This is a genomic window from Roseateles asaccharophilus, from assembly GCF_031458115.1.
GTDB classification, from domain to species: Bacteria; Pseudomonadota; Gammaproteobacteria; order Burkholderiales; family Burkholderiaceae_C; genus Pelomonas; species Pelomonas asaccharophilus_A.
Genome location: NZ_JAVDXV010000003.1, coordinates 278,078 through 303,000, shown reverse-complemented (window position 1 = coordinate 303,000; position 24,923 = coordinate 278,078). Strand labels below are relative to the sequence as shown.

The 24,923-nt window shown below is 71.1% G+C and carries 24 protein-coding genes; 14 read left to right on the top strand and 10 right to left on the bottom strand.

The genetic code is table 11. The features are described 5' to 3' along the window. Positions 1-26: 26 nt before the first annotated feature. The 3 genes from J2X21_RS09810 to J2X21_RS09800 are packed head-to-tail and all read left to right on the top strand — an operon-like array spanning position 27 to position 3,981. Entirely contained in the window at positions 27-668 is a 642-nt protein-coding gene (locus tag J2X21_RS09810) for an HD-GYP domain-containing protein (protein ID WP_310327876.1), read from the top strand. After that, on the top strand, positions 665-1,462 hold the full coding sequence (locus J2X21_RS09805; RefSeq protein WP_404666528.1) for an ABC transporter substrate-binding protein: 798 nt from the start codon (positions 665-667) through the stop codon (positions 1,460-1,462). The genes J2X21_RS09810 and J2X21_RS09805 overlap by 4 nt, the downstream gene beginning before the upstream one ends. Continuing rightward, on the top strand, positions 1,462-3,981 hold the full coding sequence (locus J2X21_RS09800) for a sensor histidine kinase (protein WP_310327873.1): 2,520 nt from the start codon (positions 1,462-1,464) through the stop codon (positions 3,979-3,981). The genes J2X21_RS09805 and J2X21_RS09800 overlap by 1 nt, the downstream gene beginning before the upstream one ends. Here the strand turns inward: J2X21_RS09800 and J2X21_RS09795 are convergent. From J2X21_RS09795 to J2X21_RS09785, 3 genes are all read right to left on the bottom strand, one after another. Beyond that, a complete protein-coding gene (locus tag J2X21_RS09795; protein WP_310327871.1) occupies positions 3,978-4,883 on the bottom strand; it encodes a DUF481 domain-containing protein in 906 nt (301 codons plus the stop codon). The two genes, J2X21_RS09800 and J2X21_RS09795, sit on opposite strands and share 4 nt — an antisense overlap. A 68-nt stretch (positions 4,884-4,951) precedes the next feature. After that, complete coding sequence (locus tag J2X21_RS09790; RefSeq protein ID WP_310327868.1) at positions 4,952-5,653, bottom strand: ATP-binding cassette domain-containing protein; 702 nt, start codon at positions 5,651-5,653, stop codon at positions 4,952-4,954. Positions 5,654-5,710: 57 nt separating this feature from the next. Further along, the gene (locus J2X21_RS09785) at positions 5,711-6,190 is read right to left on the bottom strand and encodes a VOC family protein (protein ID WP_310327866.1); all 480 of its coding nucleotides are present in this window, start codon (positions 6,188-6,190) and stop codon (positions 5,711-5,713) included. Positions 6,191-6,286: 96 nt separating this feature from the next. Here J2X21_RS09785 and J2X21_RS09780 point away from each other — a divergent pair, with 96 nt between their 5' ends. The 3 genes from J2X21_RS09780 to J2X21_RS09770 are packed head-to-tail and all read left to right on the top strand — an operon-like array spanning position 6,287 to position 9,384. After that, positions 6,287-6,955, top strand: a complete 669-nt coding sequence (locus J2X21_RS09780) for a response regulator transcription factor (protein ID WP_310327863.1) — start codon at positions 6,287-6,289, stop codon at positions 6,953-6,955. Next, positions 6,952-8,268 (top strand): sensor histidine kinase, encoded by a 1,317-nt coding sequence (locus J2X21_RS09775; RefSeq protein WP_310327861.1) that lies wholly within the window; start codon positions 6,952-6,954, stop codon positions 8,266-8,268. The genes J2X21_RS09780 and J2X21_RS09775 overlap by 4 nt, the downstream gene beginning before the upstream one ends. Before the next feature lie 24 nt (positions 8,269-8,292). Beyond that, on the top strand, positions 8,293-9,384 hold the full coding sequence (locus tag J2X21_RS09770; protein ID WP_310327858.1) for a ThuA domain-containing protein: 1,092 nt from the start codon (positions 8,293-8,295) through the stop codon (positions 9,382-9,384). Between the two features lie 9 nt (positions 9,385-9,393). On the opposite strand, the gene J2X21_RS09765 is transcribed toward J2X21_RS09770, so the two are convergent. Then, the gene (locus tag J2X21_RS09765) at positions 9,394-10,305 is read right to left on the bottom strand and encodes a LysR family transcriptional regulator (protein WP_310327856.1); all 912 of its coding nucleotides are present in this window, start codon (positions 10,303-10,305) and stop codon (positions 9,394-9,396) included. Positions 10,306-10,389: 84 nt separating this feature from the next. Here J2X21_RS09765 and J2X21_RS09760 point away from each other — a divergent pair, with 84 nt between their 5' ends. The 5 genes from J2X21_RS09760 to J2X21_RS09740 all read left to right on the top strand — a co-directional run bounded on the left by J2X21_RS09760 (position 10,390) and on the right by J2X21_RS09740 (position 14,974). Next, positions 10,390-11,130, top strand: coding sequence for a sulfite exporter TauE/SafE family protein (locus tag J2X21_RS09760; RefSeq protein ID WP_310327854.1), 741 nt, complete (start codon positions 10,390-10,392; stop codon positions 11,128-11,130). A gap of 97 nt (positions 11,131-11,227) precedes the next feature. Beyond that, a complete protein-coding gene (locus J2X21_RS09755; protein ID WP_310327852.1) occupies positions 11,228-12,748 on the top strand; it encodes a Do family serine endopeptidase in 1,521 nt (506 codons plus the stop codon). Between the two features lie 114 nt (positions 12,749-12,862). Further along, positions 12,863-13,216: a DUF1428 domain-containing protein gene (locus tag J2X21_RS09750; RefSeq protein ID WP_310327849.1), complete on the top strand. Its 354-nt coding sequence runs from the start codon at positions 12,863-12,865 to the stop codon at positions 13,214-13,216. Positions 13,217-13,326: 110 nt separating this feature from the next. Beyond that, the gene (locus J2X21_RS09745) at positions 13,327-14,103 is read left to right on the top strand and encodes an alpha/beta fold hydrolase (RefSeq protein WP_310327848.1); all 777 of its coding nucleotides are present in this window, start codon (positions 13,327-13,329) and stop codon (positions 14,101-14,103) included. A gap of 4 nt (positions 14,104-14,107) precedes the next feature. Further along, on the top strand, positions 14,108-14,974 hold the full coding sequence (locus J2X21_RS09740) for a hypothetical protein (RefSeq protein WP_310327846.1): 867 nt from the start codon (positions 14,108-14,110) through the stop codon (positions 14,972-14,974). Between the two features lie 7 nt (positions 14,975-14,981). Here J2X21_RS09740 and J2X21_RS09735 read toward each other — a convergent pair whose 3' ends face one another. The 5 genes from J2X21_RS09735 to J2X21_RS09715 all read right to left on the bottom strand — a co-directional run bounded on the left by J2X21_RS09735 (position 14,982) and on the right by J2X21_RS09715 (position 20,523). After that, positions 14,982-15,599, bottom strand: coding sequence for a glutathione S-transferase family protein (locus J2X21_RS09735; RefSeq protein ID WP_310327844.1), 618 nt, complete (start codon positions 15,597-15,599; stop codon positions 14,982-14,984). Between the two features lie 10 nt (positions 15,600-15,609). Continuing rightward, positions 15,610-16,461, bottom strand: coding sequence for a bile acid:sodium symporter family protein (locus J2X21_RS09730; RefSeq protein ID WP_310327842.1), 852 nt, complete (start codon positions 16,459-16,461; stop codon positions 15,610-15,612). Further along, positions 16,458-16,700 carry a hypothetical protein gene (locus tag J2X21_RS09725; protein ID WP_310327839.1) on the bottom strand — a complete coding sequence of 81 codons (243 nt, stop codon included), beginning with the start codon at positions 16,698-16,700 and terminating at the stop codon, positions 16,458-16,460. The genes J2X21_RS09730 and J2X21_RS09725 overlap by 4 nt, the downstream gene beginning before the upstream one ends. Beyond that, a complete protein-coding gene (locus J2X21_RS09720; RefSeq protein ID WP_310327837.1) occupies positions 16,669-18,972 on the bottom strand; it encodes an FdhF/YdeP family oxidoreductase in 2,304 nt (767 codons plus the stop codon). The genes J2X21_RS09725 and J2X21_RS09720 overlap by 32 nt, the downstream gene beginning before the upstream one ends. A gap of 225 nt (positions 18,973-19,197) precedes the next feature. Further along, positions 19,198-20,523 carry a TIR domain-containing protein gene (locus J2X21_RS09715; protein WP_310327834.1) on the bottom strand — a complete coding sequence of 442 codons (1,326 nt, stop codon included), beginning with the start codon at positions 20,521-20,523 and terminating at the stop codon, positions 19,198-19,200. A gap of 192 nt (positions 20,524-20,715) precedes the next feature. Here J2X21_RS09715 and J2X21_RS09710 point away from each other — a divergent pair, with 192 nt between their 5' ends. Genes J2X21_RS09710 through J2X21_RS09700 form a run of 3 tightly spaced genes read left to right on the top strand, consistent with a single transcriptional unit; the run spans position 20,716 to position 23,851 of the window. Beyond that, positions 20,716-21,165 carry a hypothetical protein gene (locus J2X21_RS09710; RefSeq protein WP_310327831.1) on the top strand — a complete coding sequence of 150 codons (450 nt, stop codon included), beginning with the start codon at positions 20,716-20,718 and terminating at the stop codon, positions 21,163-21,165. Next, positions 21,162-22,505, top strand: coding sequence for a sigma-54-dependent transcriptional regulator (locus tag J2X21_RS09705; protein ID WP_310327829.1), 1,344 nt, complete (start codon positions 21,162-21,164; stop codon positions 22,503-22,505). The genes J2X21_RS09710 and J2X21_RS09705 overlap by 4 nt, the downstream gene beginning before the upstream one ends. Next, positions 22,502-23,851, top strand: coding sequence for a sensor histidine kinase (locus J2X21_RS09700; RefSeq protein ID WP_310327826.1), 1,350 nt, complete (start codon positions 22,502-22,504; stop codon positions 23,849-23,851). The genes J2X21_RS09705 and J2X21_RS09700 overlap by 4 nt, the downstream gene beginning before the upstream one ends. On the opposite strand, the gene J2X21_RS09695 is transcribed toward J2X21_RS09700, so the two are convergent. Beyond that, positions 23,808-24,782, bottom strand: a complete 975-nt coding sequence (locus J2X21_RS09695) for an AEC family transporter (RefSeq protein WP_310327823.1) — start codon at positions 24,780-24,782, stop codon at positions 23,808-23,810. The two genes, J2X21_RS09700 and J2X21_RS09695, sit on opposite strands and share 44 nt — an antisense overlap. Between the last annotated feature and the right edge of the window lie 141 nt (positions 24,783-24,923).

Genomic DNA, 24,923 nt, shown 5'->3' with positions numbered 1-24,923 from the left:
TAATTCAGGCAGCACGCCGGAGTCCCATGTCTTCCACCGCCACGCCGCCCTCCCTGCCCACCCCGCAACCGCTGCCCGGGCCGAACGCGAGCCCAGCACCGGACGAGGCGAGGCTGGCCCACCGCGCTCGCATTGGACACTTGGCCGAGGCGCTGGGCCTCCGCCTGGGGCTGGACCCCGACGCCGCCCAGTTGCTGCGTCTGGCGGCGCCGCTGCACGACATCGGCGAGTTCGACCCCACCGCCGCCGAGTTCGAGCCCGACTGGCCGCTGACCAGCGCCGAGGGGCGCCGCCGCGCCCAGGCGCAACCCCGCCGCGGCGCCGCTCTGTTGGGCGGTTCGCGCCTGCCGCTGTTCGTGCTGGCGGCCGAGATCGCGCTGAACTACCGCGAGCGCTGGGACGGCAACGGTTATCCCGACGGCTTGAAAGGCAAGACCATTCCGCTGTCTGCGCGTATCGTTGCGGTCGTGGACTACTTCGACTCGCTGACCATGCAACGGCGCTTCCGTCCCGCGCGGGCCGACGACCGCGCGCTGGCCATGCTCGCCGAACAGGCCGGCAGCGCCTTCGACCCCGACATCGTGGCCGCGTTCCTGGCCCATGCGCCGGCGCTGATCGCGCTGCGCGACCGTGTCGACGCAATGCAGTCCGCCGGAGGCACGGCGTGACGCGGCGCTTGCTGCCGGTCATCTGGGCCCTGTTCACCTGCACTGCCGCAACGGCAGCCGACACACCCGCCTCCATCGGCGACCGCGTGCGCGGCAGCGGCGAGCTGCGCGTGTGCATCTGGCCCGACTACTACGGCATCTCGCAGCGCAACGCGCGCACGGGCCAGCTGTCGGGCATGGACATCGACCTGTCCGCCGCCTTCGCCGCCGACCTGGGCGTGAAGCTGCGCCACGTGGACTCCTCGTTCGCCACGCTGGTGGACGATCTGCTGCAGCATCGCTGCGACGTCGCCATGTTCGCCGTGGGCGTGACGGCGCAGCGCCAGCGCCAGCTACGCTTCAGCCGCGCCTACCTGGAGAGCGACATCTACGCGGTGACGACGCGCAGCAGCCGTGTCGTGCAGCAGTGGCAAGACCTGGACAAGCCAGGCGTTCGCATCGCCGTGCAGGCCGGCACCTTCATGGAGCCCGTCATGGCCGCAGAACTGAAGCGCGCCACGCTGGTGGTCGTGCGCCCGCCGGACACGCGCGAGCGCGAGCTGGAGGCCGGCCGCGTGGACGCTTTCATGACCGACTACCCCTATAGCCGCCGCCTGCTGGACAACGCCGACTGGGCCCGCCTCGTCGCGCCGCCCGCGCCGTTCAACGTGCTGCCCTACGCCTATGCGGTCAGGCCCGGCGACAACGCCTGGCTGCGCACCGTCGACGATTTCGTCGTCCGCATCCAACGTGATGGCCGGCTGAAGGCCGCCGCCGCCCGCCACGGCCTCAGCGCCATCGTGCGCACCCGCTGATGCCCCATCGCAGCCGCTGGCGTCCGAGCACCATCACGGCCGGCGCCGGCGCCCTGCTCGCCGCCACCGTGCTGGCCGGCGCGGGCTACGGCCTGTGGCGCGAAGACCGCAAGCTGCATGCGGACACCTCCAACCGCCAGGCGCTGGTCGCGCGCGTGCTGGAAGACCATGCCAGCCGCAGCCTGGATGCCGCGCTGGTGGCGCTGACCGGCCTGTCCGACGTGGCCGCGCGCGGCACGCCGCCCGAAGTGCTGCAGGCGTTGATGGGCCAGACCCAGGCCAGCCTGGGCTTCCTGCGCGGCATTGCGCTGGTGGACGCCGACGGCCAGGTTCTGGCCGCCGCCGACCCGGCCGACCGCGGCGTGCGCATCCGGCCCGACGCGCTGGGCGCCTGGCCCGACCCGGGCCGCGACGCCATCGGCGGCTTCCTGGCCGGCCGCAGCCTGGCCAGCCTGGCCACGCACCCCTGGCCCGACAACGCCGTCGCCGCGCCGCCCGGCGTCGGCTTCATCCCGCTGCTGCGCGCGCTGCGCATGCCCGGCCCCGGCGGCGAGCGCACGGTGCTGCTGGCCGCGCTGCTGAACCCGGACGCGCTGGCCAACTTCCAGCAGATGACGCTGCAGGACCCAAGCGCCGCCGCCGCACTGGTGGACCTGGACGGCCGCGTGCTGGCCGCCACGCAGGGCGCCGAGGCCTTGCCCGGCGATCGCCAGGTGCGGCTGCTGCTGCCCGGCGCGCCGCTGGCCGCCATCCGCGCCGGCCGTGAGCATGGCCGCTGGCAGGGCCCCGGCCTGCGCGAGGGCCCGCAGATGACGGCCTACCGCGCGCTGCGCGCCCGGCCGCTGGCCGTCGTCGTGGAGCTGCCGCAGCAGGCGCTGCGTGAGCAATGGCTGGGCACCGCACGCGACCTGGGACTGCCAGCCGTGGTCATCGCGGCCGCACTGCTGGGCCTGTCCTTCGTCGGCGCGGCCGCGCTGCGCGCGCGCGAGCGCTCGCAGGCGGAACTGGACGATGCCCAGCGCCGCACCGCAGAACGAGAACGCGAGCTGAGCGCCATCTTCGGCAGCGTGCAGGACCTGCTGTTCCGCACCGACGCGGCCGGCCGCCTGACCTTCATCAACGAGGGCTACGCCCGCCTCAGCGGGCAGGCGCCGGCCGACGTGCTGGGCCGGCCGCTGAACGAGCTGTTCGGCGACTCGCCCGCTGTCGCATCGCTGTTCGACGCCTGCGCGGACGACGATGTGCGGCCGCGCCAGATGCGCGCCGACTGGATCGCGCCCGACGGCCAGGCGCGCAGCTTCGAGATCAACCTGGTGCCGCTGCGCCGCCGCCCCGGAGAGCTGGAGTGGGTGGGCAGCGCGGCCGACGTCAGCGGCCTGATGCGCGCCCAGGCCGAGCTGCGCGCGCAACTGGGCCTGGCGCGCTCGCTGCTGGCCAGCAGCCCGCTGCCGATGTCGGTGCTGGACGACGACAACCGCTACCTGGACGTCAACCGCGCGTGGGAGCAGTTCACCGGCCGTCGCCGCAACGACGTGCTGGGTCGCAAGGCCGCCAACTACCTGTGCACCGAGGAGGCCGCGCTGCACGACGCGCGCGATGCCGAACTGCTGGCGCGCGGCGGCGAGATGAGCTACGAGGCCGTCTGGCACGGCACCGACGGGCGCCGCCGCGACCTGTTCGTCAGCAAGTCCACCTTCTCCGACGCGCTGGGCAAGCCCATGGGCATCGTGGCCTGCTTGATGGACATCAGCGACTTCCGCGAGGCCGAGCGCGCCACCCGCGCCGCGCGCGACGCGGCGCTGCAGTCCTCGCGCGCCAAGTCCGACTTCATCGCCAACGTCAGCCACGAGTTGCGTACGCCGCTGCAGTCCATCCTGGGCTTCTCGGCCATTGGCTCGCGGCGCACGCGCGACCAGCCGCGGCTGGCCGAGCTGTTCGCCGACGTGCACGAGTCCGGCCAGCGCATGCTCAGCCTCGTCAACGACCTGCTGGACCTCAGCAAGATCGAGCAGGGCGTGGAACCCATGCAGCCCGAGCGGCTGGACCTGCGCCCGCTTGTCGCCGATCTGAGCCGCGAGCTGGCACCGCTGCTGGCCGCACGCGAGCAGCAGTTGCACACCGAGCTGGGCGACGAGGAGCTGGTGGTGCTGGCCGACCGCCGCCGCCTGCAGCAGCTGCTGCGCAACCTGCTGGCGAACGCGATCCGCTTCTCGCCGTCGGGCGGCCTCATCGAGCTGGGCGCGACGCTGGCCGACGACGGTGCCGTGCGCGTGGACGTGTCCGACCGCGGCCCCGGCATTCCGCCCGACGAACTGGAAACCATCTTCGAGGCCTTCGTGCAGTCCAGCGCCACCAAGGACTTCTCCGGCGGCACCGGCCTGGGCCTGGCCATCTGCCGGCGCATCGCGCAGGCCCACGGCGGGCGCGTCTGGGCCGCCAACCGCGACGGCGGCGGCGCCGTGCTGTCGCTGACGCTGCCGGCCACGCGCTTCGGCGACACGGCGCCGGGTGCGCTCTAGAACCCCAACCGCGTCGTCAGGCTGAGCCGGTTGTAGGTGCCGGTCGCCAGGCTGGCCGCGTTGCGGCGGTACTCGTAGCGCAGGCCCACGCTGAGGTGCTCCGACAGCCGGTAGCTCAGCTCCGCGTCGCTGTCCCAGCCCGTGCGACCGTCGGGCCAGCGGTAGGCGATCAGCGTGTTGCTGAAATCGACGCGCGACGACAGGTGCAGCTTGTTCTCCAGCAGCAACGAGACCGCGCGCTCGTACACCCGCCGGTCCAGCCGCAGCAGCTCCAGCATCAGCCGGTCGTAGTTCAGCGTCACCAGCGTGCGGCCGCCGTCGGCCCAGCGCCAGCGCAGGCCGCCGCCCACGCTGGCCTGCACCAGCGCGTAGTCCAGCGCGGGCAGCGGGTCGATGCTGAAGGTGCTGCGGTCCAGCTTGATCTGGCCCAGCGTGACCCAGGGCGAGCGCAGCTCGTGCAGCCAGCGCAGGCTGCCGGACTGGTCGTTGGTGTCGACCGCGCGGTCCACGACCTTGTAGTTGGTCGACAGCGCCAGCTTGATCTCGTCGCGGCGCGACTGCCAGGTGGAGTCCAGGTCCGCGGCCAGGTCGCTGGTGGTGCTGCCGCCATCGCGCCGCCAGTACCCCGACAGCGCGATGGACCACTCGCCCGGCCGCCAGCCCAGGGCCTCGTCCGGCAGAGCCGGCGCGGGCGCAGCCGCAGGCGTGTGTGGCGCGGCCAGCGGCTCGAAACGCGCCTCGGCATCCGTGAAGCGCAGCATGCCGAAGCGGTCGGATCGGAACAGGCCGCCGCCGTCGCTGCGCTCGACCAGCTCGCCCGACAAGGTGTTGCCGTCACCGAACCTGAGCCAGCCGCGTGCCGCCGGCTGCGCGTGCACCAAGGCCGCCAGCAGCCAAGCCATGACGCCCCACCACCACCTCGCCGACACATGAACTCCCGCAGCTGCTGACAGCGCGGCAGTGTGACACCTCAGCCGTGCGTCGCGAGGAAGCGCTGCAGCTCGCGCGTGCGCGGCATGCCGAGCAGTTGGCGGGCCGGGCCCGCCTCCAGCACGCGGCCGCCATGCAGGAACACGACACGGTCCGCCACGCGGCGCGCGACGTCGGCGTCCGCCGTCGCCAGCAGCACCGTCACCCCCAGAGCCGCCACCGCCTGCAGCGCCATCGCCACCTCGCCGTTCAGCTCCACGTCACCGCGGCGCGTGATGTCGTCGCACAGCAGCCACTGCGGCTCGCGCGTCAACGCCCGCGCAATGACCGCGCGCTGCTGCTGGCCGCGCGACAAGGCCTGCGGCAGCGCGTCGAAGCACTCGGCCAGGCCCACCCAGGCCAGGCATTCGCGCGCCTGCGCAGCCGCGGAGATGGGATCGGCCGAAACCGGCAGCGCCTGCATGAGCTGCCGGCCGACGCTGACGCCAGGCAGCAGGTCCAGCCCGCGCACGACCAGCGCGGCACCGTGAACGCCGCTGCCGGGTGCCACGAGGCGGCGCAGCAGGCCGCCACGCGTCCAGCCGTCGCCGCCGATGACGGCCACGATCTCGCCTTCGCCGACCTGCAGGTCCACGCCCTGCCCGCCCGGCGCCAAAGACAGCCCTGCCAGCTCCGCCCCCATGTCCATGCCGGCTAACTCGCAGCTTCCATGCCAGCGGTCACCCTGGGAGGGCGGCGGCATGCGGCGTCCGTGCTGGTTCATGCGGCACCAGCGCGGTGCTGCACGCGCCGCGCCGGCTCAGCCCCGCCGGGCCGCCTCGATGGTGGCGATGTCGATCTTGCGCATGGTCATCATCGCGTCGAAGGCGCGCTTGGCAGCGGCGGGGTCGGGGTCGGCGATGGCGTCGGTCAGCGCGCGCGGCGTGATCTGCCACGACACGCCCCAGCGATCCTTGCACCAGCCGCATTCGCTTTCACGGCCGCCGTTGCCGACGATGGCGTTCCAGAGCTTGTCCGTCTCGGCCTGGTCGTCCGTCGCGATCTGGAACGAGAAGGCCTCGGTCTGCGGGAAGACCTTGCCGCCGTTCAGGCCGATGCAGGGAATGCCGTAGACGGTGAACTCCACCGTCAGCACGTCGCCCTGCTTGCCGTCGGGATAGTCGCCGGGCGCACGGTAGACCGCGCCCACGGCGCTGTCGGGAAAGGTCTGGGCATAGAAGCGCGCGGCGTCCAGCGCGTCGCGGTCGTACCAGATGCAGACGGTGTTCTTGGCGGTCATCGCAGGCTCCGGCAAAGGGATGCCCCAGCTTAAGTCGCCAAGGCGGCCGGCCCGCGCTGCCGACACAATCCGTCGCACTGCAACCGATCTCGCACCATGCGCCTGCTCCTCGTTGAAGACGACCCCATGATTGGCGACAGCCTGCGCGAGTCGCTGCGTCGCCAGGGCTTCGCGGCCGACTGGGTACGCGACGGCCAGGCCGCCGAGGCGGTGCTGGCCAGCGGCGAGCGCTTCGACGCCGTGCTGCTGGACCTGGGCCTGCCCAAGCGCGGCGGCCTGGACGTGCTGCGCACGCTGCGCGCCCGCGGCGACGCGACGCCCGTCATCGTGCTGACGGCACGCGACGCCTTGGGCGACAAGGTCGCCGGCCTGGATGCCGGCGCGGACGACTACCTCGTCAAGCCCTTCGAGCTGGACGAGCTGCTGGCGCGGCTGCGCGCCGTGCAGCGCCGCCACGGCGGCCGCACCGACAGCGCGCTGGCCGTGGCCGACCTGCGGCTGGACCCGGCCACCCGCGAAGTGACCCGCGCCGGCCGGCCGGTGCTGCTGTCGGCACGCGAGTTCGCGCTGCTGCAGGCGCTGCTGGAGCGGCCAGGCGCCATCGTGTCGCGCGCGCAGCTGGAGGACCGGCTGTACGGCTGGGGCGAGGAGCTGGAGAGCAACGCGATCAGCGTCTACATGCACCAGCTGCGCAAGAAGCTCGGCGCCGACCTGCTGCACACGGTTCGCGGCCTGGGCTACTACGCCGGACCTGAAAAGTCATGAGGAAGCTGCTCTCCACGCTGCGCGGCCGGCTGTTCGCGCTGCTGGCCGCGCTGGGCGCGGTGACCGCGCTGGCGGTGGCCGGCGCCACCTACGTCAGCGTGCGCGCCGAGGCCGACCAGCTGTTCGACTACCAGCTGCGCCAGACCGCGCTGTCGCTGCGCGACCAGGGCCGCATCGCACCCGACGAGGCGGCCAGCCTGGCCGACCCCAGCCTGGACTACGTCGTGCAGATCTGGTCCGTGCAGGGGCTGGAGCTGTATTCCAGCCGGCCGCAAGGCATGACCGAGCCGCTGCCGCCGCGCGCGGTGCTGGGCTTCTCCCACCAGCGCCTGGGCGGGCAGGACTGGCGCGTGTTCAGCGCCGCCACGCCGCTGCGCGTGGTGCAGGTGGCGCAGCCGCTGGCCGTGCGCCAGAAGCTGGCGGCCGTGGCCGCGCTGCGCAGCGTGGTGCCGGTGGCGGTGGCGCTGCCGCTGGTGGCCGCGGCCGTGTGGTGGCTGATCGGTGTGTCACTCGCGCCGCTGGCGCGCGTCACGCAGGCGGCCCAGGCCGGCGGCGCCAACGCGCTGGACGCGCTGCCCACGGACGGCCTGCCGGGCGAGGTCGCGCCGCTGGTGGAGGCCTTCAACGGCCTGCTGGCCCGGCTGGCCGCGGCCTTCGATGCGCAGCGCGGCTTCGTCGCCGATGCGGCCCATGAGCTGCGCTCGCCGCTGACCGCGCTGAAGCTGCAGCTGGGCCTGCTGCGCGGTGCGGCGCCGGGCGAGGAGCAGGACACGGCAATAGCCCGGCTGAACGGCGGCATCAGCCGCGCGGCCCATCTGGTCGAGCAGTTGCTGGCACTGGCCCGCGCCGAGCCCGGCGCCCCGGCCGCCGACCTGCCGCTGGATCTGAGCGAGCTGGCCCGCCAGGCCGTCGCCGACGTGCAGCCGCTGGCCGACAAGGCGGGCGTCACGATCGCACTGACCGCCCCCGACCCGCTGCCGCTGGAAGGCGACCCGCAGGCGCTGCGCGGCGCGCTGCGCAACCTCGTCGACAACGCGGTGAAGTACGGCGCCCGCACGGTGCAGGTCAGCGCACTGCGCGGGCCGCAGGGCGCGCGCCTGCTGCGCGTGGACGACGACGGCCCGGGCATCCCGCCCGACGCCCGCGAGCGCGTGTTCGACCGCTTCCAGCGCGGCGAGGACGTCAGCGCCGTGGAAGGCAGCGGCCTGGGCCTGGCCATCGTGCGCGCGGCCGCCGCTCGCCAGGGCGCGCACGTGCAGCTGGGCACCGCGCCGCTGGGCGGGCTGCGCGCCGAGATCCGCTGGCCCGGCTGAGGGCCGCATGAGGAGAGTGAGCCGATGACGAAGACCTGCCTGGCCGCACTGCTGCTGGCCACCCTGGGCACCGCCGCGCAGGCCGCGCCGGTGACGGACTGCCCGCTGCGCGATGCGCCGTTCTCGGTGGACAGCCCGTTGATCGACGTGCTGCTGTCGCCGCGCGCCACCGCGGCGCTGCAACAGGCGTGGCCCGGGGCCAAGGCGCTGCCGGCCTGGCAGGCCAGGACCGAGGTGCCCAGCTTCGCCACGCTGCTGACGCTGCGCTCCATCGCCGGGCAGCCGGGCTTCCCGGACGTTGAACGGCTGGACGCGCAGTTGCGCGCGCTGCCCGTCACCAACGCCGACCGCACCGCCCGCTGCGCGCGCTACGACAACGACGCGCCGCCGGCCGCCATCGCGCCCGGTGCGCCACGACTGCTGGTGTTCGAGAAGGTCAACGGCTACCTGCACGGCCCGGCCATCCAGGCCGCACGCGACGCGCTGAAGGTGATGGCGCAGCGGCACGGCTGGTCGCTGACCATCACCGACAAGGCCGGCGCGATGACGCCGGCCTCGCTGCGCCGCTTCGACGCGGTGATCTTCAACAACGTCAGCGGCGACGTGCTGACGCTGTCGCAGCGCGCCGCGTTCAAGGCCTACATGGAAGGTGGCGGCGGCTTCGTGGGCTTCCACGGTTCGGGCGGCGACCCGGAGACCTTCTGGGACTGGTATGTCGACACGCTGGTGGGCGCGCGCTTCAAGGGCCACCCGATGAAGCCGCAGTTCCAGGATGCGCGCGTCGTTGTCGAGGACCACAGCAGCCCCGTCGTCGCCGGCCTGGGTGAGGGCTGGACGATGAGCGACGAGTGGTACTCGTTCAAGAACAACCCGCGCGCCGGCGGCGCCCGCATCCTGGCCACGCTGGACGAGCGCACCTACACGCCAGGCGACCTGGCGATGGGCAGCGACCATCCCCTCGTCTGGACCCGCTGCGTGGGCCGCGGGCGCTCGTTCTACTCGGCCATCGGGCACCGGCCGGAGGCCTATGCCGAGGCCCACCACCTGCGGCTACTTGAGCAGGCCGTGGTGTGGGCGGCGGGCAAGTCCGCCGCCGACTGCGCGGCCGGCCGCTGAGCGCCGGCCTCAGTCCGCGACCAGCGCCTGCGCCAAGGCCCGCACGCCGGCGAGCTGGGCGCCTTCGGGCGTCATGCAGATCAGCAGCCTCCTGCGCGCCCAGGCGTCGGACAGCGCCACGACCCGCACGCCGTCGCCGCGAAAGCGCGCCGCCGCGCTCTCGGGCATCACGGCCGCACCCGCACCCGCGGCCACCAGTTGCGCAACCGCATCGAAGCTGCCCACGCGAACCCGGTGGCGCGGCACGCGCCCGCTGCGGCTGGCCTGCGCGGCCAGGAAGCGGCTGAGCCCGCTGTCGCGCGCCAGGCCCACCAGCGGGCGCTCCAGCAATTCGCCGAACGCGATGGATCGCCGCGCGCCCACCGGCCAGCGCCGCGGCAGCAGCGCGACGAGCCGGTCGTCCAGCCAGGGCTGCACGACGAGGCCGGACGCGTCGACATGGTCGGCCACGATGCCGATGTCGGCGCTGCCACGTCGCAGCGCGTCCAGCGTCGCGTCGCTGGGCAGCTCGTGCACGTCGACGTCCAGGTCCGGGTTGCCGACGAGGAAGCGCCCCAGCCGCTGCGGCAAGGCCTCCGACATGGCCGCCGTGTTGCACAGCAGCCGCACGGTGCCCCGCAGGCCGTGGCCGAAGCTGGCCATCTCCACGTGCAGCGACTCCAGCTCCGCCAGCACGCGGCTGGCGTGGCGCGCCAGCGCGCGGCCGGCATCGGTGGGCGTGACGCCCGCCTTCGAGCGGTCCAGCAGGCGGGTGCCGGTGGCGTCCTCCAGCGCCTTCAGGCGCGCGCTCGCGGCCGCCAGCGACAGGTTCACGGCCTCGGCGGCGGCCGTTATCGTGCCGCGCGCCATCACCATGGCGAACAGGTGCAGGTCGAACGGGGCGATGCGGTAGTCGACGGTCCGGCGCGCGGGAGCGGTCATGGCGGGCTTCCTACGGAATTGCCGAAGGATAGGCGCGGGTCTGTTGAATGGACTGCACCGACCTGCCCATCGCACGATGCGGCCATGGAAGCAACACCGCTCTGGCCCGTCATCACCGTGTTCGTCATCGCCGGCTGCGTGAAGGGCGTCACCGGCATGGGCCTGCCCACGGTCGCGATGAGCCTGCTCGGCCTGTGGATGCCCGCGGCACAGGCGGCTGCGCTGCTCGTCGCGCCGTCGCTGGCCACCAACCTGTCGCAATGCCGCGGGCCGCATCTGCGCCCGCTCGCGGCACGGCTGTGGCCGGGCTGGGTGGCGCTCGCGGCCGTCACGGCGCTGGCGCCCGGCATCGGCAGCGCCGACCTGTCCAGCGCAGCGAACCGATGGCTGGGCGGCGTGCTGGTCGGCTACGGGCTGTGGGGCCTGTGGCGGCCGACGCTGCCGGACCTGTCGCACACAAGCCGCTGGGCCGTCGCACTGGCGGGAGCGGCGACCGGGCTGGTCACCGCGTTGACGGCCGTCTTCGTGCTGCCCTGGGTGCCCTATCTGCAATCGCTGCGGCTGGACAAGGCGGCCATGGTGCAAGCGCTGGGCCTGTCGTTCACCGTCGCGACGCTGGCACTGGCGCTTCGGCTGCAGACCGTGTGGCCGCCGGGGTGGGATTCGGCGCCGGCATGGGCCGCCACGGGCGCAGCGCTGGCCGGCGCGTTCGCGGGCCTCTGGCTGGGCGAGCGGCTGCGTGGCCGCTTCGACGCGGCGACGTTTCAGAAAGCGCTGTTGCTCGTCTTCATCGCATTGGGCACGGCCAATCTGCTGCGCGCTTAACTTTCGCCTCACCTTCGCCTCATCCAGCACTCACCCTCGATTTCTAAAGTGCCTCTTCGGCTGCGCTGTTGCAGCCCCTGCTGATGAGGAGCACGCCATGACCCAGACCACCAAGTTCACGCTGACCGCCGCGGCCGCCGCGCTGCTGGGGGCGGGCGTGACGCTGACCACCTCGGCGTCCGGCTGGACGCTGCCCGCGCTGTTCAAGGACAAGGCGCCCGCCACGACTGCCGCACCGGCGGAGGCCCCCGTCGCCGTGGCCGCCGCCGTCCCGGCCGCCACGCCTGCACCCGTGCTGCTGCCCGGTGCGCCGCAGCCCAACTACCGCGCCATCGTGCAGAGCCAGGGCCCGGCCGTCGTCGGCATCACCGTGGCCGGCCTGCACAAGACCGAGGGCCCCGCCGTCATGCAGCAAGGCCCCGGCATGGAGGACGACCCGTTCTTCCGCTTCTTCCGCGGCATCCCGGGCCTGCGCATGCCGCAGCAGGGCGGCGCGCAGCCGTTCCGCGGCCAGGGCTCGGGCTTCATCATCAGCAGCGACGGCCTGATCCTGACCAACGCCCACGTGGTGCGCGAAGCCAAGCAGGTGACCGTCAAGCTCAGCGACCGCCGCGAGTTCTCGGCACAGGTGCTGGGCAGCGACCCGGCCACCGACATCGCCGTGCTGAAGGTGGACGCCAAGGGCCTGCCCACCGTGCAGCTGGGCGACCCGAAGCAGGTTCAGGTGGGCGACTACGTGCTGGCCATCGGCGCGCCCTACGGCTTCGAGCAGACGGCCACGCAGGGCATCGTCAGCGCCAAGGGCCGCTCGCTGCCGGGCGACAGCGTGGTGCCCTTCATCCAGACCGACGCGGCCGTGAACCCCGGCAACTCCGGTGGCCCGCTGTTCGACGCGTCGGGCCGCGTCATCGGCGTGAACGCGCAGATCTACTCGCAGAGTGGCGGCTTCCAGGGCCTGGCCTTCTCCATCCCGGTGGACGTGGCGCTGAAGATCAAGGACCAGATCGTTGCGCACGGCAAGGTGGAGCATGCGCGGCTGGGCGTGACGCTGCAGGACCTGTCCGCGCCGCTGGCCTCGTCGTTCGGGCTGGACGCGCCGGACGGCGCGCTGGTGTCCAGCGTGCAGCCGGGCAGCGCGGCGGCCAAGGCCGGGCTGAAGGCGGGCGACGTCATCACGCAGGTGGACGGCGAGCCGGTTCGCGTGGCGGGCGACGTGTCCAGCCGAGTGGGTCTGGCGCGGCCGGGAGACAAGCTGAAGCTGGAGCTGTGGCGCGACAAGAAGCGCGTCAGCGAAACCGTGGCTCTGGGCCGCGCCGACAAAGAGGCGCAAGAGGCCAGCGCCGCGCCGCAGGGCGGTCAGCTGGGCCTGGCGCTGCGCCCGCTGCAGCCGCAGGAGCTGCGCGGCTCGGGGCTGGACGGCGGCCTGTTGATCGAGCGCGTGACCGGCCCTGCGCAGCTGGCCGGCGTGCAGCCCGGCGACGTGCTGCTGGCGCTGAACGGCAAGCCGGTGCAGAACATCGACGAGGTGCGCGCGGCAATGAAGGACAGCCCGAAGTCGGTCGCGTTGCTGGTGGCCCGCGATGGCCAGCAGATCTTCGTGCCGGTGCGGCTGGGCTGACGCCAAGCAACACGCGCTTACATCCGCGCGCCGGAATCCTGTCGAAAGTGACCACGGCCCATCGTCGTCCTCATGAAGGCGGCGATGGCGCCGTCCATTTCACGGAGAGACTCGATGAACTACGTCGACGGATATCTGGTCCCGGTGCCCACCACCAACCGCGAGGCCTATCTCAAGATCGCGCTGGAGATGGCGGCGCTGTTCAAGCAGCACGGCGCGCTGCAAGTCGTTGAGTGCTGGGGCGACGACGTGCCGGAAGGCAAGGTCACGTCGTTCTCCATGGCCGTGCAGCGCAAGCCCGAGGAGGTCGTCGTCTTCTCGTGGGTGGTGTGGCCGTCCAAGCAGGCCCGCGACGACGGCATGAAGAAGGTGATGGAGCACCCCAGCATGCAGAAGGGGCCGGAAGGCATGCCGTTCGACGGGCAGCGCATGATCTTTGGCGGCTTCCAGGTGATCGTGGACGCATAGGGCCTGTGACCCTTACGGGAGAGGGCCGCGCCCGTAGGGGTAACAGGCCCTGACCCCGCAGTCACACGGCATGCCACAGAATGGCGGCCCCACGGCCCGCTGTCTGTTGCATGCCCACGCTGCCCGCTGCCTCCCTGGTTGATGTCGACGGCCACGCCGTCGAGTTCGTGCGTGCCGGCACCGGCGTACCCACCGTCGTGCTGATCAACGGCTCGGGCGGCCCGCTGGCAGGCTGGATGCGCGTGTTCGACGGCATCGCGGCGCGCACGACGACGCTGTCCTACAACCGCCTCGGCGTGGGCCGCAGCGCCCGCCCCGCCACCGCTCAGACTGCTGCCGAGATGGTCGCGTCGCTGCGCCGCCTGCTCGCCGCGCTGCAGCTGGCGCCACCGTACGTGCTGGTGGGTCACTCCTTCGGCGGCCTGGTCGCCAACCTGTATGCGCGCCTGCATCCGGCGGACGTTGTCGGCGTCGTGCTGCTGGAGGCCACGGCGCCGCAGGACCTGACGGCGCTGAAGGCGCACGAGAACGCGCTGCAGAAGGGGCTGGCCTGGCTGATGCGTCGGCTGGCGCCGCCGCAGCGCTGGCACGAGACCGAGCACACCGCGCGCTCCGCCGCCGACTTGGCCGCCGCACCGCCCTTCCCCGCCGTGCCGCTGCGCGTCGTGACTGGCACGAAGCCGGCGATGGCCTGGGCGACGAAACCGGCGCTGCTGCAGGCGCGGGCCACGCATCAACGCGGACTGGTGGCGTTGTCGCCGCTGGGCCGGCAGGTGCTGGCCGACAGCAGCGGCCACTTCCCGCAGCTCAGCGAGCCGGAGCGGGTGGTGAAGGCGGTGCTGGAACTGGTCGACGCCGGCCAGCGGGTTCTGGCCCCCGCGAGCTGAAACGATGAGCGCGTCTCGCTGGGCTCTGATCCTGCTGGTGGCGCTGGCCGGCGTTGCCGCCTTTCTGTTCGCGACGCAGCCGCCGGACACGGAACCCGACGCGACCATCCCCGAACATCACGTCGCCGCATCAGGGCCGCTGCAGGCCCGCGCGCCCGTTGACACCGCGGCGACGACGCAACCACTGGCCGTCATGGCGAGGCCTGCCCTGCCGGCACCGCTGGCGGCCGCCGCTCGCCGTATCGGTTCCGAAGGCTACGGGCCGCACATCGATCGCGCCCAGGTGGGCGACGACGCGGCAGCGGCCTGGGAGGCGGTGCAGTGGCTGCGGGGCTGCGCATCCAACGAGGCGCGGCGCCGCAGCGCGGAGGCCGCGCGCAATCAGGGCGTGGCGCCGGACATGCTGACGCAGTTGATGGTGGAGGCCGACGCCGAGGCGCGGCGCTGCCAGACCGTCACGGCGCAGCACCGCCTGCTGCTGCCGGAACTGGCTGCCCGCGCGCTGCGCGCCGGCGTGCCCGATGCAGCCTCGGCCTATGCCGGCGCCGCCTTTGCCGGCGACCTGGCGCCCCCCCAGCGCCAGCAGGTGGCCGACGCGCTGCGGCGCGACGCCCGCGACGGCCATGCGCCCAGCCTGCTCGCCGCCGCGCAGGCGCACGAGGGCTGGGGACTGGACGACACGGAGCGCCTGGCCTACATGACGGCCTATGCCGAACTGCCCGGCGAGCCGCAGGCCCGCGACCGCGTCCGGCAACTCATCGAACAGCAGCGCATCCGCTTCAAGAGCCTGCCCACGCCGGAGCAGCAGGCGGCGGCCCGGCTGCAAGCGGACCAGATCCTGGCACGGGTGCGCGCCGGAAAGCCATCCTGAGACGGGGTCAGGGCATGCCGTTGCCGACGTAGTCCGCAAACCCCGGCGCGCCGGCCAGCCGCTCCAGCCAGGCCTCCACGGCCGGCAGCTCCACGCGCGCGATGGGCGCGTTCTTCCAGCGCTGCGCCGACAGGCCCAGCACCACGTCCGCCAATGTCAGGTCGCCGCCGCAGACATAGGCGCCGGTCTTGCGCAGCTGCGCCTCCAGCATCCCCATGTGGCGGTTCCAGCTGGCAACGCCGGCCTCGATGGCCTCGGGCGTGGCCGGCTGGCCACGCACCAGTGCCATGAAGGCCACGCGCCAGCTGTTGTTCAGTTCGCCGGCCTGCCAGTCCATCCATTGCTCGACGGTGGCGCGCGCCTGCGCCTCGGTGGGCAGCAGCGTTGTCGCATAGCGCTGCGTGGCGAGGTAGCGGCAGATGCTGTTGCTCTCCCACAGCGCGAAGTCGCCGTCGATCAGCACCGGCACCAGCGCATTGGGGTTCAGCGCCAGGAACTCCGGCTGTTGCGGCGAACGGAAGCCCATGCCCCAGTCCTCGCGGTCCAGGTCCAGGTCCAGCAGCGCAGCGGTCCACATGACCTTGCGGACGTTGAGGGAGGTGAGGCGGCCAAGCAGTTTCATCATGAATCCCGTGTCAGGTGGTGCGGCGCAACCAGAAGCCGAACAGCAGCGCCGTGACATACATGCTGACCGAATACAGCGCCGCCGGCAGCGCGACGGGGAATTGCTGCAGCACGGCCAGCGCCAGGTACAGCGCCAGCGTGGAGTTGTGGATGCCCACCTCGTAGCCAATCGCGATGCACAGCGGTCGCGGCAGCCGCACGACGCGGCCCAGACCGTAGCCGGCCAGCAGGCTCAGCAGGTTGAACACCAGCACCGCGCCGCCCAGGTCGCCCGCGGCGTTCATCAGCGCCTCGCGCTCCTTGGCGATGGCCGCGACGGTCAGCACCAGCAGCAGCACGGCGGACAGCGCCTTCACCGGCTTGTCCAGCCGCGCCGCGATGTCGGGCCGCTGGCGGCGCACGGCCATGCCGATGAACACCGGCACCGCGATGACGGCGATGACCTCGGCCAGCTTCTGCCATGGCAGCGGCACGACCTGGCCGCCTCCGGCGTAGTGCGCAATGGCCCAGTTGGCGATCAGCGGCAGCGTGGCGAGGGACAGCACGGTGTTCAGCGCCGTCAGCGACAGGTTCATCGCGACGTGCCCGCCGAACAGGTGGCTGAACAGATTCGCCGTGATGCCGCCGGGCGACGCGGCAAGCAGCATCAGCCCCACCGCATACAGCGGCGGCAGCTTGAACGCGGCGATGACGCCCACGCACACCAGCGGCAGCACGATGACCTGCAGCGCCAGCGCCAGCACGGCGGCCAAGGGGTGGTCACGCAGGCGGCGGAAGTCGTCCCAGGTCAGCGACAGGCCCAGGCCCGCCATGACGACGGCAAGGACGGCGAGCAGCGCGTTGGTCAGTACGGCGGCGTTCATGAAGGGTCTCCTGGAAGCGGCGGCGCGAGGATAGCGACCGTCCAGCGCCCGGCGTCGTCACACGCGAGACGCACCAGCCCCGGCCCGGCCTCGCCGGCGATGCGCGCATCGCTGAGCGCGGTCAGCTCGCGCAGCAGCACGCTGACACGCTGGTCCAGCCGCTTGGCCAGCCGTGTCAGCGCGACCGGCTCGCCGCCCGGCGCCAGCTCACGCAGCGTCTGCAGCAGCAGGTCCTGCATGCGGGCTCAGCACAACCGGGATGGACTTGGACGTGGGCGTGCGCGCCACCAGAGAGAAGCTCTCCAGCGGCACCAGCGGGTTGGTCTCGGGGTAGTAGCTGGCGAGGCAGCCGCGCGGGATGTCGTAGGCGACGAGCAGGAAGCGTTCAGCACGGCGCTGCTGCACGTCGGCGACGTCGTCCGCACAGTAGAGGCTGGTGATGTCCACCCAGTCACCGGCCTTCAGGCCCAGGTCCTTGATGTCGTCGGCATGGATGAAGACGACGCGGCGATGACCGTAGACGCCGCGATAGCGGTCGTCGTGGCCGTAGATGGTGGTGTTGTACTGGTCGTGCGAGCGCAGCGTGGTGAGCGTGAACACGCGGACGTCGCGGTGACGATCGGCCACGCGCGCCACGGCCAGGTCGGTCGGCATTGCATGCGTGCTGAACTGCGCGCGGCCGCTGGCCGTGACCCACTCGCGCTCGCTGGCCGTGTTGCGCAGCCGGAAGCCACCCGGCGCCTTGATCTTGTCGTTGAAGCCGGCGAAGTCGGGCAGCACGGCGGCTATCTTGTCGCGGATGGCGGCGTAGTCGCCGGCCAGCGCCAGCCACGGCGTGCGACTGTGCTCCAGCGTGGCCGCGGCCATGCGCGCGACCAGCATGGGCTCGGACAGCAGGTGCTCCGACGCTGGCGCATTCATGCCGGCGGACAGATGCACCATGCTCATCGAGTCTTCCACCGTGACGCCCTGCGGCCCCGTGGCCTGCATGTCGATCTCGGTGCGGCCCAGCACCGGCAGCACCAGCGCCTGGCGGCCGTGCACGACATGGCTGCGGTTGAACTTGGTCGTGATGTGCACGGTCAGCTCGCAGCGGCGCAGCGCGCGCCAGGTGGCGGCCGTGTCGGGCGTGGCCGCGGCGAAGTTGCCGCCCATCGCGACGAAGACCTTGCCCTTGCCGTCCAGCATGGCCTGGATGGCACCCACCGTGTCATAGCCGTGCTCACGCGGCGGCTCGAAGCCGAACACCTCGCCCAGCTTGTCCAGGAACGCCGACGCGGGCTTCTCGTAGATGCCCATCGTGCGGTCGCCCTGCACATTGCTGTGGCCGCGCACCGGGCAGGCGCCGGCACCGGGCCGGCCCAGGTTGCCGCGCAGCAGCAGCAGGTTGACGATCATCTGGATGGTCGCCACCGAATGCCGGTGCTGCGTGATGCCCATGCCCCAGCAGACGATGGATCGTTCGGCCGCGATGTAGAGGTCGGCGGCCTGCTCGATCTGCTCGCGCGTCAGGCCCGAGGCTTCGACCAGCGGCTCCCAGGGCTGCTCGCGCAGTTCGGCGATGAAGCCGTCGAAACCCGCCGTGTGCTGCGCGATGAAGTCACGGTCCAGAGCGTCGCGCTCCACCACGCGCTTGCACATGCCCTTCAGCAGCGCGAAGTCGCCGCCCACCTTCAACTGAAAGTAGTGGCTGCTGATCGGCGAGTCGCCCAGCGTCGCCATCTCCAGCGCGTTCTGCGGGTCGGCAAAGCGCTCCAGCCCGCGCTCGCGCAGCGGGTTGAAGCTGACGATGCGCGCACCGCGCTTGCGGGCCGCGCGCAGCTCGCCCAGCATGCGCGGGTGATTGGTGCCGGGGTTCTGGCCGAACACGAGGATGCAGTCCGCCTGCTCGAAGTCCGCCAGCGTCACCGTGCCCTTGCCCACGCCGATGGTGGGCTTCAGCGCCGAGCCGCTGGGCTCGTGGCACATGTTGGAGCAGTCGGGGAAATTGTTGGTGCCGTACTCGCGCACGAACAGCTGGTACAGGAAGGCCGCCTCGTTGCTGGTGCGGCCCGACGTGTAGAAGATGGCCTGGTTGGGGTCCGGCAGCGCCTGCAGCTCGCGCGCGATCAGCGCGAAGGCGGCGTCCCACGTGGTGCGCTGGTAGCGGTCGGTCTGCGCGTCGTAGACCATGGGCTCGGTCAAGCGGCCGGTGGCCTCCAGCTCGTAGTCCGACGCCTCGGCCCATTCCTTCAGCGTCTTCGCACCGATGACCTCGGGCGTCGCCCGCCGCGCCGTCGCCTCGGCGGCCACGGCCTTGGCGCCGTTCTCGCAGAACTCGAACGTGGAGCGGTGGTCGCGGTCGGGCCAAGCGCAACCGGGGCAGTCAAAGCCGTCGGTCTGGTTGGCGTGCAGCAGCGTCTTGGCGCCCTTCACGGCCACGCCCTGCTCGTGCAGATGGTGGGCGACGCTTTTCAACGCGCCCCAGCCACCGGCGGGGCCGTCGTACAGGGCTATCTTCTTTTCGCTCATGGTGGGCAGACTAGCACTACGTCTGGGCAGCCGCCCCGGCGATGCCATCGTTTCATTGCCAATGTGCAGTGAGTGACTTCGTCACGCTGAGCCGTCTGTCACGATGCACGATTTCAACCGCATCTATCGCCCGGTGCGGCCATGGCCAATTACGGCCTGATTGCCCTCGAACTGGGAATACGGCAGCTAGGCTGATTGCAGCAGCGTGTTCGGTTGAAAGACCTGCTATGCCCCGGCGATGGATGCAAGCAGTCTTGGCATTTCGTCATAGGCTCGCACCCACAGTACGTTGATTCCAAGGACATTGGCATCCTGCTCTTCCAGCAGCCGAGCCAAGCTGTTCAACTTGTCGTCGCCACCACCCAAATCAGGCAACTTCTTCAATATGTAATGACTCTTTGCTTTGTCAGTACTTTTCCGTGATGAGACATCGAGCAGTCTCCTCAGGTTCGGGTCCGTCAGGCTTACGCCGACGAATAGGCAAGTGTTCTGTGTGTACTTCGCCAACTGGATCAGGTTGGACCAACTGAAGGGATCGAGAAACTGACCGTGATATGCGTCTTCACTAAAGACAATCTCCGTCGTGTCTGGAATCCTCCCCTTCCGCGGTAGGAACCCATGAACGTGGTAGACGGGAAGCTGATGCGGCTGGTGTTTGATGGACTCGGTGTAAATCGAGACGTTTGGCACCTTGGCGGCAGACAGGTTCTCTTCGATCAGAGCATCGAAATTGAAAGTGACGATGGAGTCGAGAGCCTTCCCTTCGCGACGAGGGCGAGCCAGATCGACTATCGCGTCGAGCAGTTCAGAGGATCGAGCGCTCTTGGCATATAGGGCGTCACGCGTAGTGCGTGAGAAGTCTTTGCCGAGTGTGTTCTTGAGATACTTTCCTAAGATTAGCGCCGATGAGCCGTATCGCTCCTGGAAGGCGCGCGCAACCGCCGTAGTTATGTCGAGTGAATGCTCTTTGGAGAGTCGTTCAATCATCGACTCGAGCAGCGAGAGCAAGAGATCGTTCCACATCGGAACGCCAGCCGCCACTGAGATTCCTGCGCCACAAACAAGTGTTAAGCGACCACTGTTCAAGGCGGCAGCAAGCTCAGCGACATTGGTAGTCGTGGTCTGCGGCGCACCGTCGCGAACGGGTGCCGCGCCGGGGCGCGACTGTTGAGCAAGCGATTCGACAAGCTTGACAATGCCCGCATCGACGTCCTTTGAGATGTCAATGTAGAGGTATGTGAGCAGGTAGCTCGGGACAGAACTTTGATCAACCAAGACTGGAATGATCTTGAGTTCCCGTTTGGATATTTCGCTGAGAGCAAGCGTCGAGAACTCTTGCATCACGGACTTCGAGTTGAGCGAGTTCTCGCTGACGATTAGCAAGAAAACGTCCGCGTTCTCGATTCCTTCTTGAGTCTTCTTCGCGATGTTGTCACCGGGCTTGAGGGTCTCGTTCCACTTCCAAACCTCGTGACCAGCAACCTTCAGCGCGTCTGAGAGCTTGTTCGCGACGCCATCATCTCGTTGGCTGTAGCTGATGAACAGACGCATTGAATAGTCTCCCCAGATCTAACGTGTTGTGTGCGGATCACTCGCGACTCTTGCAAGATATTTGAGCACGCGCTCTTGCCGGCCTGGAACGCTCGCTAAGCGCGATGCCGATCACGCGCCGGCATAACACCGCGACCGACGTCTCGCCGCCCGACTCCCGAGCATGCGCACCTCCGCCGCTATCCTCGCCCCATGCCGCGCGTCCTCGCCTTCCTGCTTCTGTGCCTCGCCCTCGCCGCCTGCAGCGAGGTCGCCAACGGCCCCGGCATGATCAGCCAGCGCGTCGGCGACATCGTGCGTGACCCGTCGGCACGTGAGGTGGATCTCGGCAAGCTGACCAGCTTCGGCTGGGACCGCTTCGTCGTGTTCAAGCCCGGCAGCACGCGCGAGGAGATCTGCGAATTCATCGGCGCTGGCCGCAACCATTGCGGCCGCATCGTGCGCTACACCGTCGTTCCCGAAGATTGCGTGGCCATCGCCTTTGCCTTGAACAACAAGTTGACCCACATCGAACTGCACGCGCTGGCCAATGGCCGGCTCGACTTCACCACGCCGCCGCGCAGCCAGCCGCGCTCGGCGGCCGTGTTCCGCATCCACCGCGAGACGTCGGAGCGAACCTGGCTGGAGCCCAAGTCCTCATGAGGCGCGTGCTCATCATCGACGACCACCCCGGCGTGGGCCAGGCGCTGGAGTTATTGCTGTCGCTGCACGACATCGAGGCCAGTGTCGCCGCGAGCCCCGAGGCCGGCCTGGCACTGCTGGAGGCGCGACTGTTCGGCCTGGTCATCCAGGACATGAACTTCACGGCCGACACGACCTCCGGCGAAGAGGGCGAGCAACTCTTCCGCGCGATCCGCGCGAAGCACCCCGACCTGCCCATCATCCTGCTGACCGCCTGGACGCGGCTGGACGCGGCCGTCGCGCTGGTGAAGGCCGGCGCGGCCGACTACCTGGCCAAGCCGTGGGACGACGCCAAGCTGGTGGCGACGGTGGAGAACCTGCTGGAGCTGGGCGAGGCCAATCGCGAGATCGCGCAGCTGCGCGAGGCACGGGCCACGCGGCGCGCGGCGCTGGCGCGGCGCTACGACCTGGCGGGCCTGGTGTTCGCATCGGACGCGATGGCCAACCTGCTGGAGCTGGCCGGCCAGGTCGCCGCGGCGCCGGTGCCGGTGCTGATCACCGGGCCCAACGGCGCGGGCAAGGAGCGCATCGCGGCCTTTGTGCATGCGAACTCGGCGGCCAAGGATGGCCCCTTCGTCGCGCTGAACTGCGGCGCGCTGCCGGCCGACCTGATCGAGGCGGAACTGTTCGGCAGCGACAGCGGTGCCTACACGGGCGCGGCCAAGGCGCGCGTGGGTCGCTTCGAGGCGGCGGACGGCGGCACGCTGTTCCTGGACGAGATCGCCAACCTGCCGCTGGCCGGGCAGATGAAGCTGCTGCGCGTGCTGGAGACCGGCCAGTTCGAACGCCTGGGCTCCAGCAAGACGCGCCAGACCCGCGTGCGCGTGCTGAGCGCGACGAACGCAGACCTGCGCGCGATGGTGAAGACCGGTGGCTTCCGCGAGGACTTGTTCTACCGCCTCAACCTCATCGAGCTGAAGCTGCCGGCGCTGGCCGAGCGGCGCGACGACGTGCTGCCGCTGGCCGAGCACTTCCTGGCCGGCCGCGCGCGTCTGAGCGATGCGGCGCGCGACGCGCTGCTGGCGCACCGCTGGCCCGGCAATGTGCGCGAGCTGAAGAACGCTGTCGAGCGCGCGGCGCTGCTGTGTGGCGGCGGCGAGATCACGCCAACGTTGCTGGGTCTGGAGGAAGCCGGCAGCAACGGCGGCGGCGCGTGGCGCAACCTGGACGAGCCCAGCCGCGAGGTGGTTGTCGCCGCGCTGGCCGCGGCCGGCGGCGTGGTCAGCCGCGCGGCGACGCAGTTGGGTCTGTCGCGGCAAGCGCTGTACCGGCGGCTTGAGCGTTACGGCATCAACCCATGACGCTGTCCCTGCGCACCCGCGCGCTGCTGTCGCTGGCCACGGCCGCGGCGGTGCCGCCGCTGGTCATCCTGGGCGTGCGGCGCCTGGGCCTGAACGATGTCAGCGCGCTGCTGCTGGCCGTCGCGGTGATGCTGCCGCTGCTGGGCTGGCTCGCGGCGCGCTGGCTGGCGCCGCTGCATCGTCTGACCCGGGCGCTGGAGGGCGCGGTGCTGAGTTACCGCGACGGCGACTTCAGCCTCAATCTCGTCGCCGACGGCCCGCGCGAGCTGGCCGAGCTGACCCGCATGCATGCGGAGCTGGGCCTGGCCTTTCGCGAGCAGCGCCAGCACCTGGCGCAGCGCGAGCTGCTGCTGGACACCGTGGTGCAGAACACGCCCACCGCGCTGGTGTTGACGGCGCAGAGCGAACGCATCGCCATCGCCAACCTGGCCGCACGCCAGCTGCTGAGCGACGGCCGCAGCCTGACCGGGCTGGACTTCCCCACCGTCATCGCGGACCTGCCGCAGACGCTGCGCGAGGCGCTGGCCGGCGACGGCGACCGGCTGTTCACCGTGACGCTGCCCGATGGCTCGGAAGAGACCTTCCACCACAGCACGCGCGCGTTCCGGCTGCAGGGCCAGCCGCACCGGCTGCGGCTGCTGCGGCGCATGACGCGCGAGCTGTCGCGCGCCGAGGTCTCGACCTGGAAGCGCGTCATCCGCGTGCTGAGCCACGAGCTGAACAACTCGCTGGCGCCGATCTCGTCGCTGGCGCACAGCGGCGCCGAGCTGGCGCGCCGTGGGGACACGGCGCGGCTGACGCAGGTGCTGGCCAGCATCGGCGAGCGGGCCTCGCACCTGCACGGCTTCCTGAGCGGCTATGCAGCGTTCGCAAAGCTGCCGGCGCCGCGGCGCGAGGCGGTCGCATGGCCGGCCTTCCTGGAGCGGCTGGCCACGCTGGGCGAGTTCAACCTGGACGGCGATGTCCCGGCGGAGCCCGGCTGGTTCGACGCGGCGCAGATCGAGCAGGCGCTGATGAACCTCATCAAGAACGCGCACGAGTCGGGCAGCGACCCCGACGAGGTCGCTCTGCGCCTGAGCACCGCCGGTGACGAGTTGCGCATCGAGGTGCTGGACCGCGGGCCCGGCATGAGCGAGGCGGTGCTGGCGCAGGCGCTGCTGCCGTTCTATTCGACCAAGCGTGCCGAGCCGGGCAGCCAGGGCGGCACCGGCCTGGGCCTGGCGCTGGCGCGCGAGATCGCCGAGGCGCACGACGGGCGCATCGCGCTGGCCAACCGCGACGGCGGCGGCCTGCGCGTGGCGCTCACGTTGCCGCAGCCTCGATCAGCAGCGTCGCCAGCGCGCTGAAGCTCAGGAAGGCCAGCGCCGTGGACGCCAGGATGATGCGCGCGATGCGGCCGTTGTCGGCGCCGTAGCGCTCGGCCAGCAGCGACACATTGCTGGCGCTGGGCAGCGCGGCCGCCAGCGTCAGCGCAATGACCTGCCCCTGCGACAGCGGTGCGCCCAGCCAGCGCGCGGCGGCCGCCAGGGCGAACACCAGCGCCGGGTGCAACAGCAGCTTGATCGCGGCCACCGGCAGGTAGTGCCGCGGCGGCGTCGTGCGACCGGCCGCGCGGTTGGCGCGGCCCGAGCGGCTCAGCACGGCGCCTATCGTGAACAGCGCCACCGGCGACGCCGCGTCGGCCAGCATCGCGACCGCCTTGTTCAGCGGCCCCCACAACTCCAGCCCCAGGGTGCCGCACAGCGCGCCCAGGCCGATGGACCAGGGCAGCGGGTTGGAGCCCGCGGCCTTCAACGCCTGCACGAAAGCGGCCCGTTCGGCGCGCATGTTGGTGCCGGCCTGGGCCAGAGCGATGCAGACCGAGCTGGTGACGAACAGGTCGGCCAGGATGGTGGAGATGACCACGCCGCCCGCCTGGCTGCCCAGCAGCGCGACGATCAGCGGCACGCCCATGAAGCCGGTGTTGGGGAAGGCCGCCACCAGCGCGCCGAGGGCCGCGTCCTTCATGCCCACGGGCGGCCTCAGCGTCACGGTCACCGTGAAGAACACGATCAGCAGCGCCGCGGCCAGGTAGACGCCCAGTAGCGCCGGGTTCAGCAGCTCGAAGATGGGCGTGTCGCGCCCGAAGCGAAACAGCAGGCAGGGCAGCGCGAAGAACAGCACGAAGCCGTTCAGGCCCGGGATGGCGCTGTCGGGCAGCCAGCCGCGCTCGGCGGCCAGCCAGCCGCACAGCACCAGCGCGAAGAAGGGGAAGGTCGTGGCGAGGACGGCAAGCATGGGGGGCCGTTGGTATGGCTATTGCAAGCCAGTATCCCGGAGCCCGGCCACCCCAGCTTTCGACAACGGCCAGCGCCGCGGTCGCCGTGAGCGAATGCGCGGCCGCCCGGCTTTGTTGCAGCATGGGATGGCGGGGCCCTC

Excerpts from the sequence above, each read along its gene's own strand:
- J2X21_RS09695 (WP_310327823.1), bottom strand. The coding sequence starts at position 24,782 with ATGCTTGCCGTCCTCGCCACGACCTTCCCCTTCTTCGCGCTGGTGCTG.
- J2X21_RS09800 (WP_310327873.1), top strand. The coding sequence starts at position 1,462 with ATGCCCCATCGCAGCCGCTGGCGTCCGAGCACCATCACGGCCGGCGCC.
- J2X21_RS09765 (WP_310327856.1), bottom strand. The coding sequence starts at position 10,305 with ATGACCGCTCCCGCGCGCCGGACCGTCGACTACCGCATCGCCCCGTTC.
- J2X21_RS09715 (WP_310327834.1), bottom strand. The coding sequence starts at position 20,523 with ATGCGTCTGTTCATCAGCTACAGCCAACGAGATGATGGCGTCGCGAAC.
- J2X21_RS09710 (WP_310327831.1), top strand. The coding sequence starts at position 20,716 with ATGCCGCGCGTCCTCGCCTTCCTGCTTCTGTGCCTCGCCCTCGCCGCC.
- J2X21_RS09720 (WP_310327837.1), bottom strand. The coding sequence starts at position 18,972 with ATGAGCGAAAAGAAGATAGCCCTGTACGACGGCCCCGCCGGTGGCTGG.
- J2X21_RS09740 (WP_310327846.1), top strand. The coding sequence starts at position 14,108 with ATGAGCGCGTCTCGCTGGGCTCTGATCCTGCTGGTGGCGCTGGCCGGC.
- J2X21_RS09725 (WP_310327839.1), bottom strand. The coding sequence starts at position 16,700 with ATGCAGGACCTGCTGCTGCAGACGCTGCGTGAGCTGGCGCCGGGCGGC.
- J2X21_RS09730 (WP_310327842.1), bottom strand. The coding sequence starts at position 16,461 with ATGAACGCCGCCGTACTGACCAACGCGCTGCTCGCCGTCCTTGCCGTC.
- J2X21_RS09780 (WP_310327863.1), top strand. The coding sequence starts at position 6,287 with ATGCGCCTGCTCCTCGTTGAAGACGACCCCATGATTGGCGACAGCCTG.
- J2X21_RS09785 (WP_310327866.1), bottom strand. The coding sequence starts at position 6,190 with ATGACCGCCAAGAACACCGTCTGCATCTGGTACGACCGCGACGCGCTG.
- J2X21_RS09745 (WP_310327848.1), top strand. The coding sequence starts at position 13,327 with ATGCCCACGCTGCCCGCTGCCTCCCTGGTTGATGTCGACGGCCACGCC.
- J2X21_RS09810 (WP_310327876.1), top strand. The coding sequence starts at position 27 with ATGTCTTCCACCGCCACGCCGCCCTCCCTGCCCACCCCGCAACCGCTG.
- J2X21_RS09750 (WP_310327849.1), top strand. The coding sequence starts at position 12,863 with ATGAACTACGTCGACGGATATCTGGTCCCGGTGCCCACCACCAACCGC.
- J2X21_RS09755 (WP_310327852.1), top strand. The coding sequence starts at position 11,228 with ATGACCCAGACCACCAAGTTCACGCTGACCGCCGCGGCCGCCGCGCTG.
- J2X21_RS09735 (WP_310327844.1), bottom strand. The coding sequence starts at position 15,599 with ATGATGAAACTGCTTGGCCGCCTCACCTCCCTCAACGTCCGCAAGGTC.
- J2X21_RS09795 (WP_310327871.1), bottom strand. The coding sequence starts at position 4,883 with ATGGCTTGGCTGCTGGCGGCCTTGGTGCACGCGCAGCCGGCGGCACGC.
- J2X21_RS09760 (WP_310327854.1), top strand. The coding sequence starts at position 10,390 with ATGGAAGCAACACCGCTCTGGCCCGTCATCACCGTGTTCGTCATCGCC.
- J2X21_RS09770 (WP_310327858.1), top strand. The coding sequence starts at position 8,293 with ATGACGAAGACCTGCCTGGCCGCACTGCTGCTGGCCACCCTGGGCACC.
- J2X21_RS09775 (WP_310327861.1), top strand. The coding sequence starts at position 6,952 with ATGAGGAAGCTGCTCTCCACGCTGCGCGGCCGGCTGTTCGCGCTGCTG.
- J2X21_RS09705 (WP_310327829.1), top strand. The coding sequence starts at position 21,162 with ATGAGGCGCGTGCTCATCATCGACGACCACCCCGGCGTGGGCCAGGCG.
- J2X21_RS09790 (WP_310327868.1), bottom strand. The coding sequence starts at position 5,653 with ATGCCGCCGCCCTCCCAGGGTGACCGCTGGCATGGAAGCTGCGAGTTA.
- J2X21_RS09700 (WP_310327826.1), top strand. The coding sequence starts at position 22,502 with ATGACGCTGTCCCTGCGCACCCGCGCGCTGCTGTCGCTGGCCACGGCC.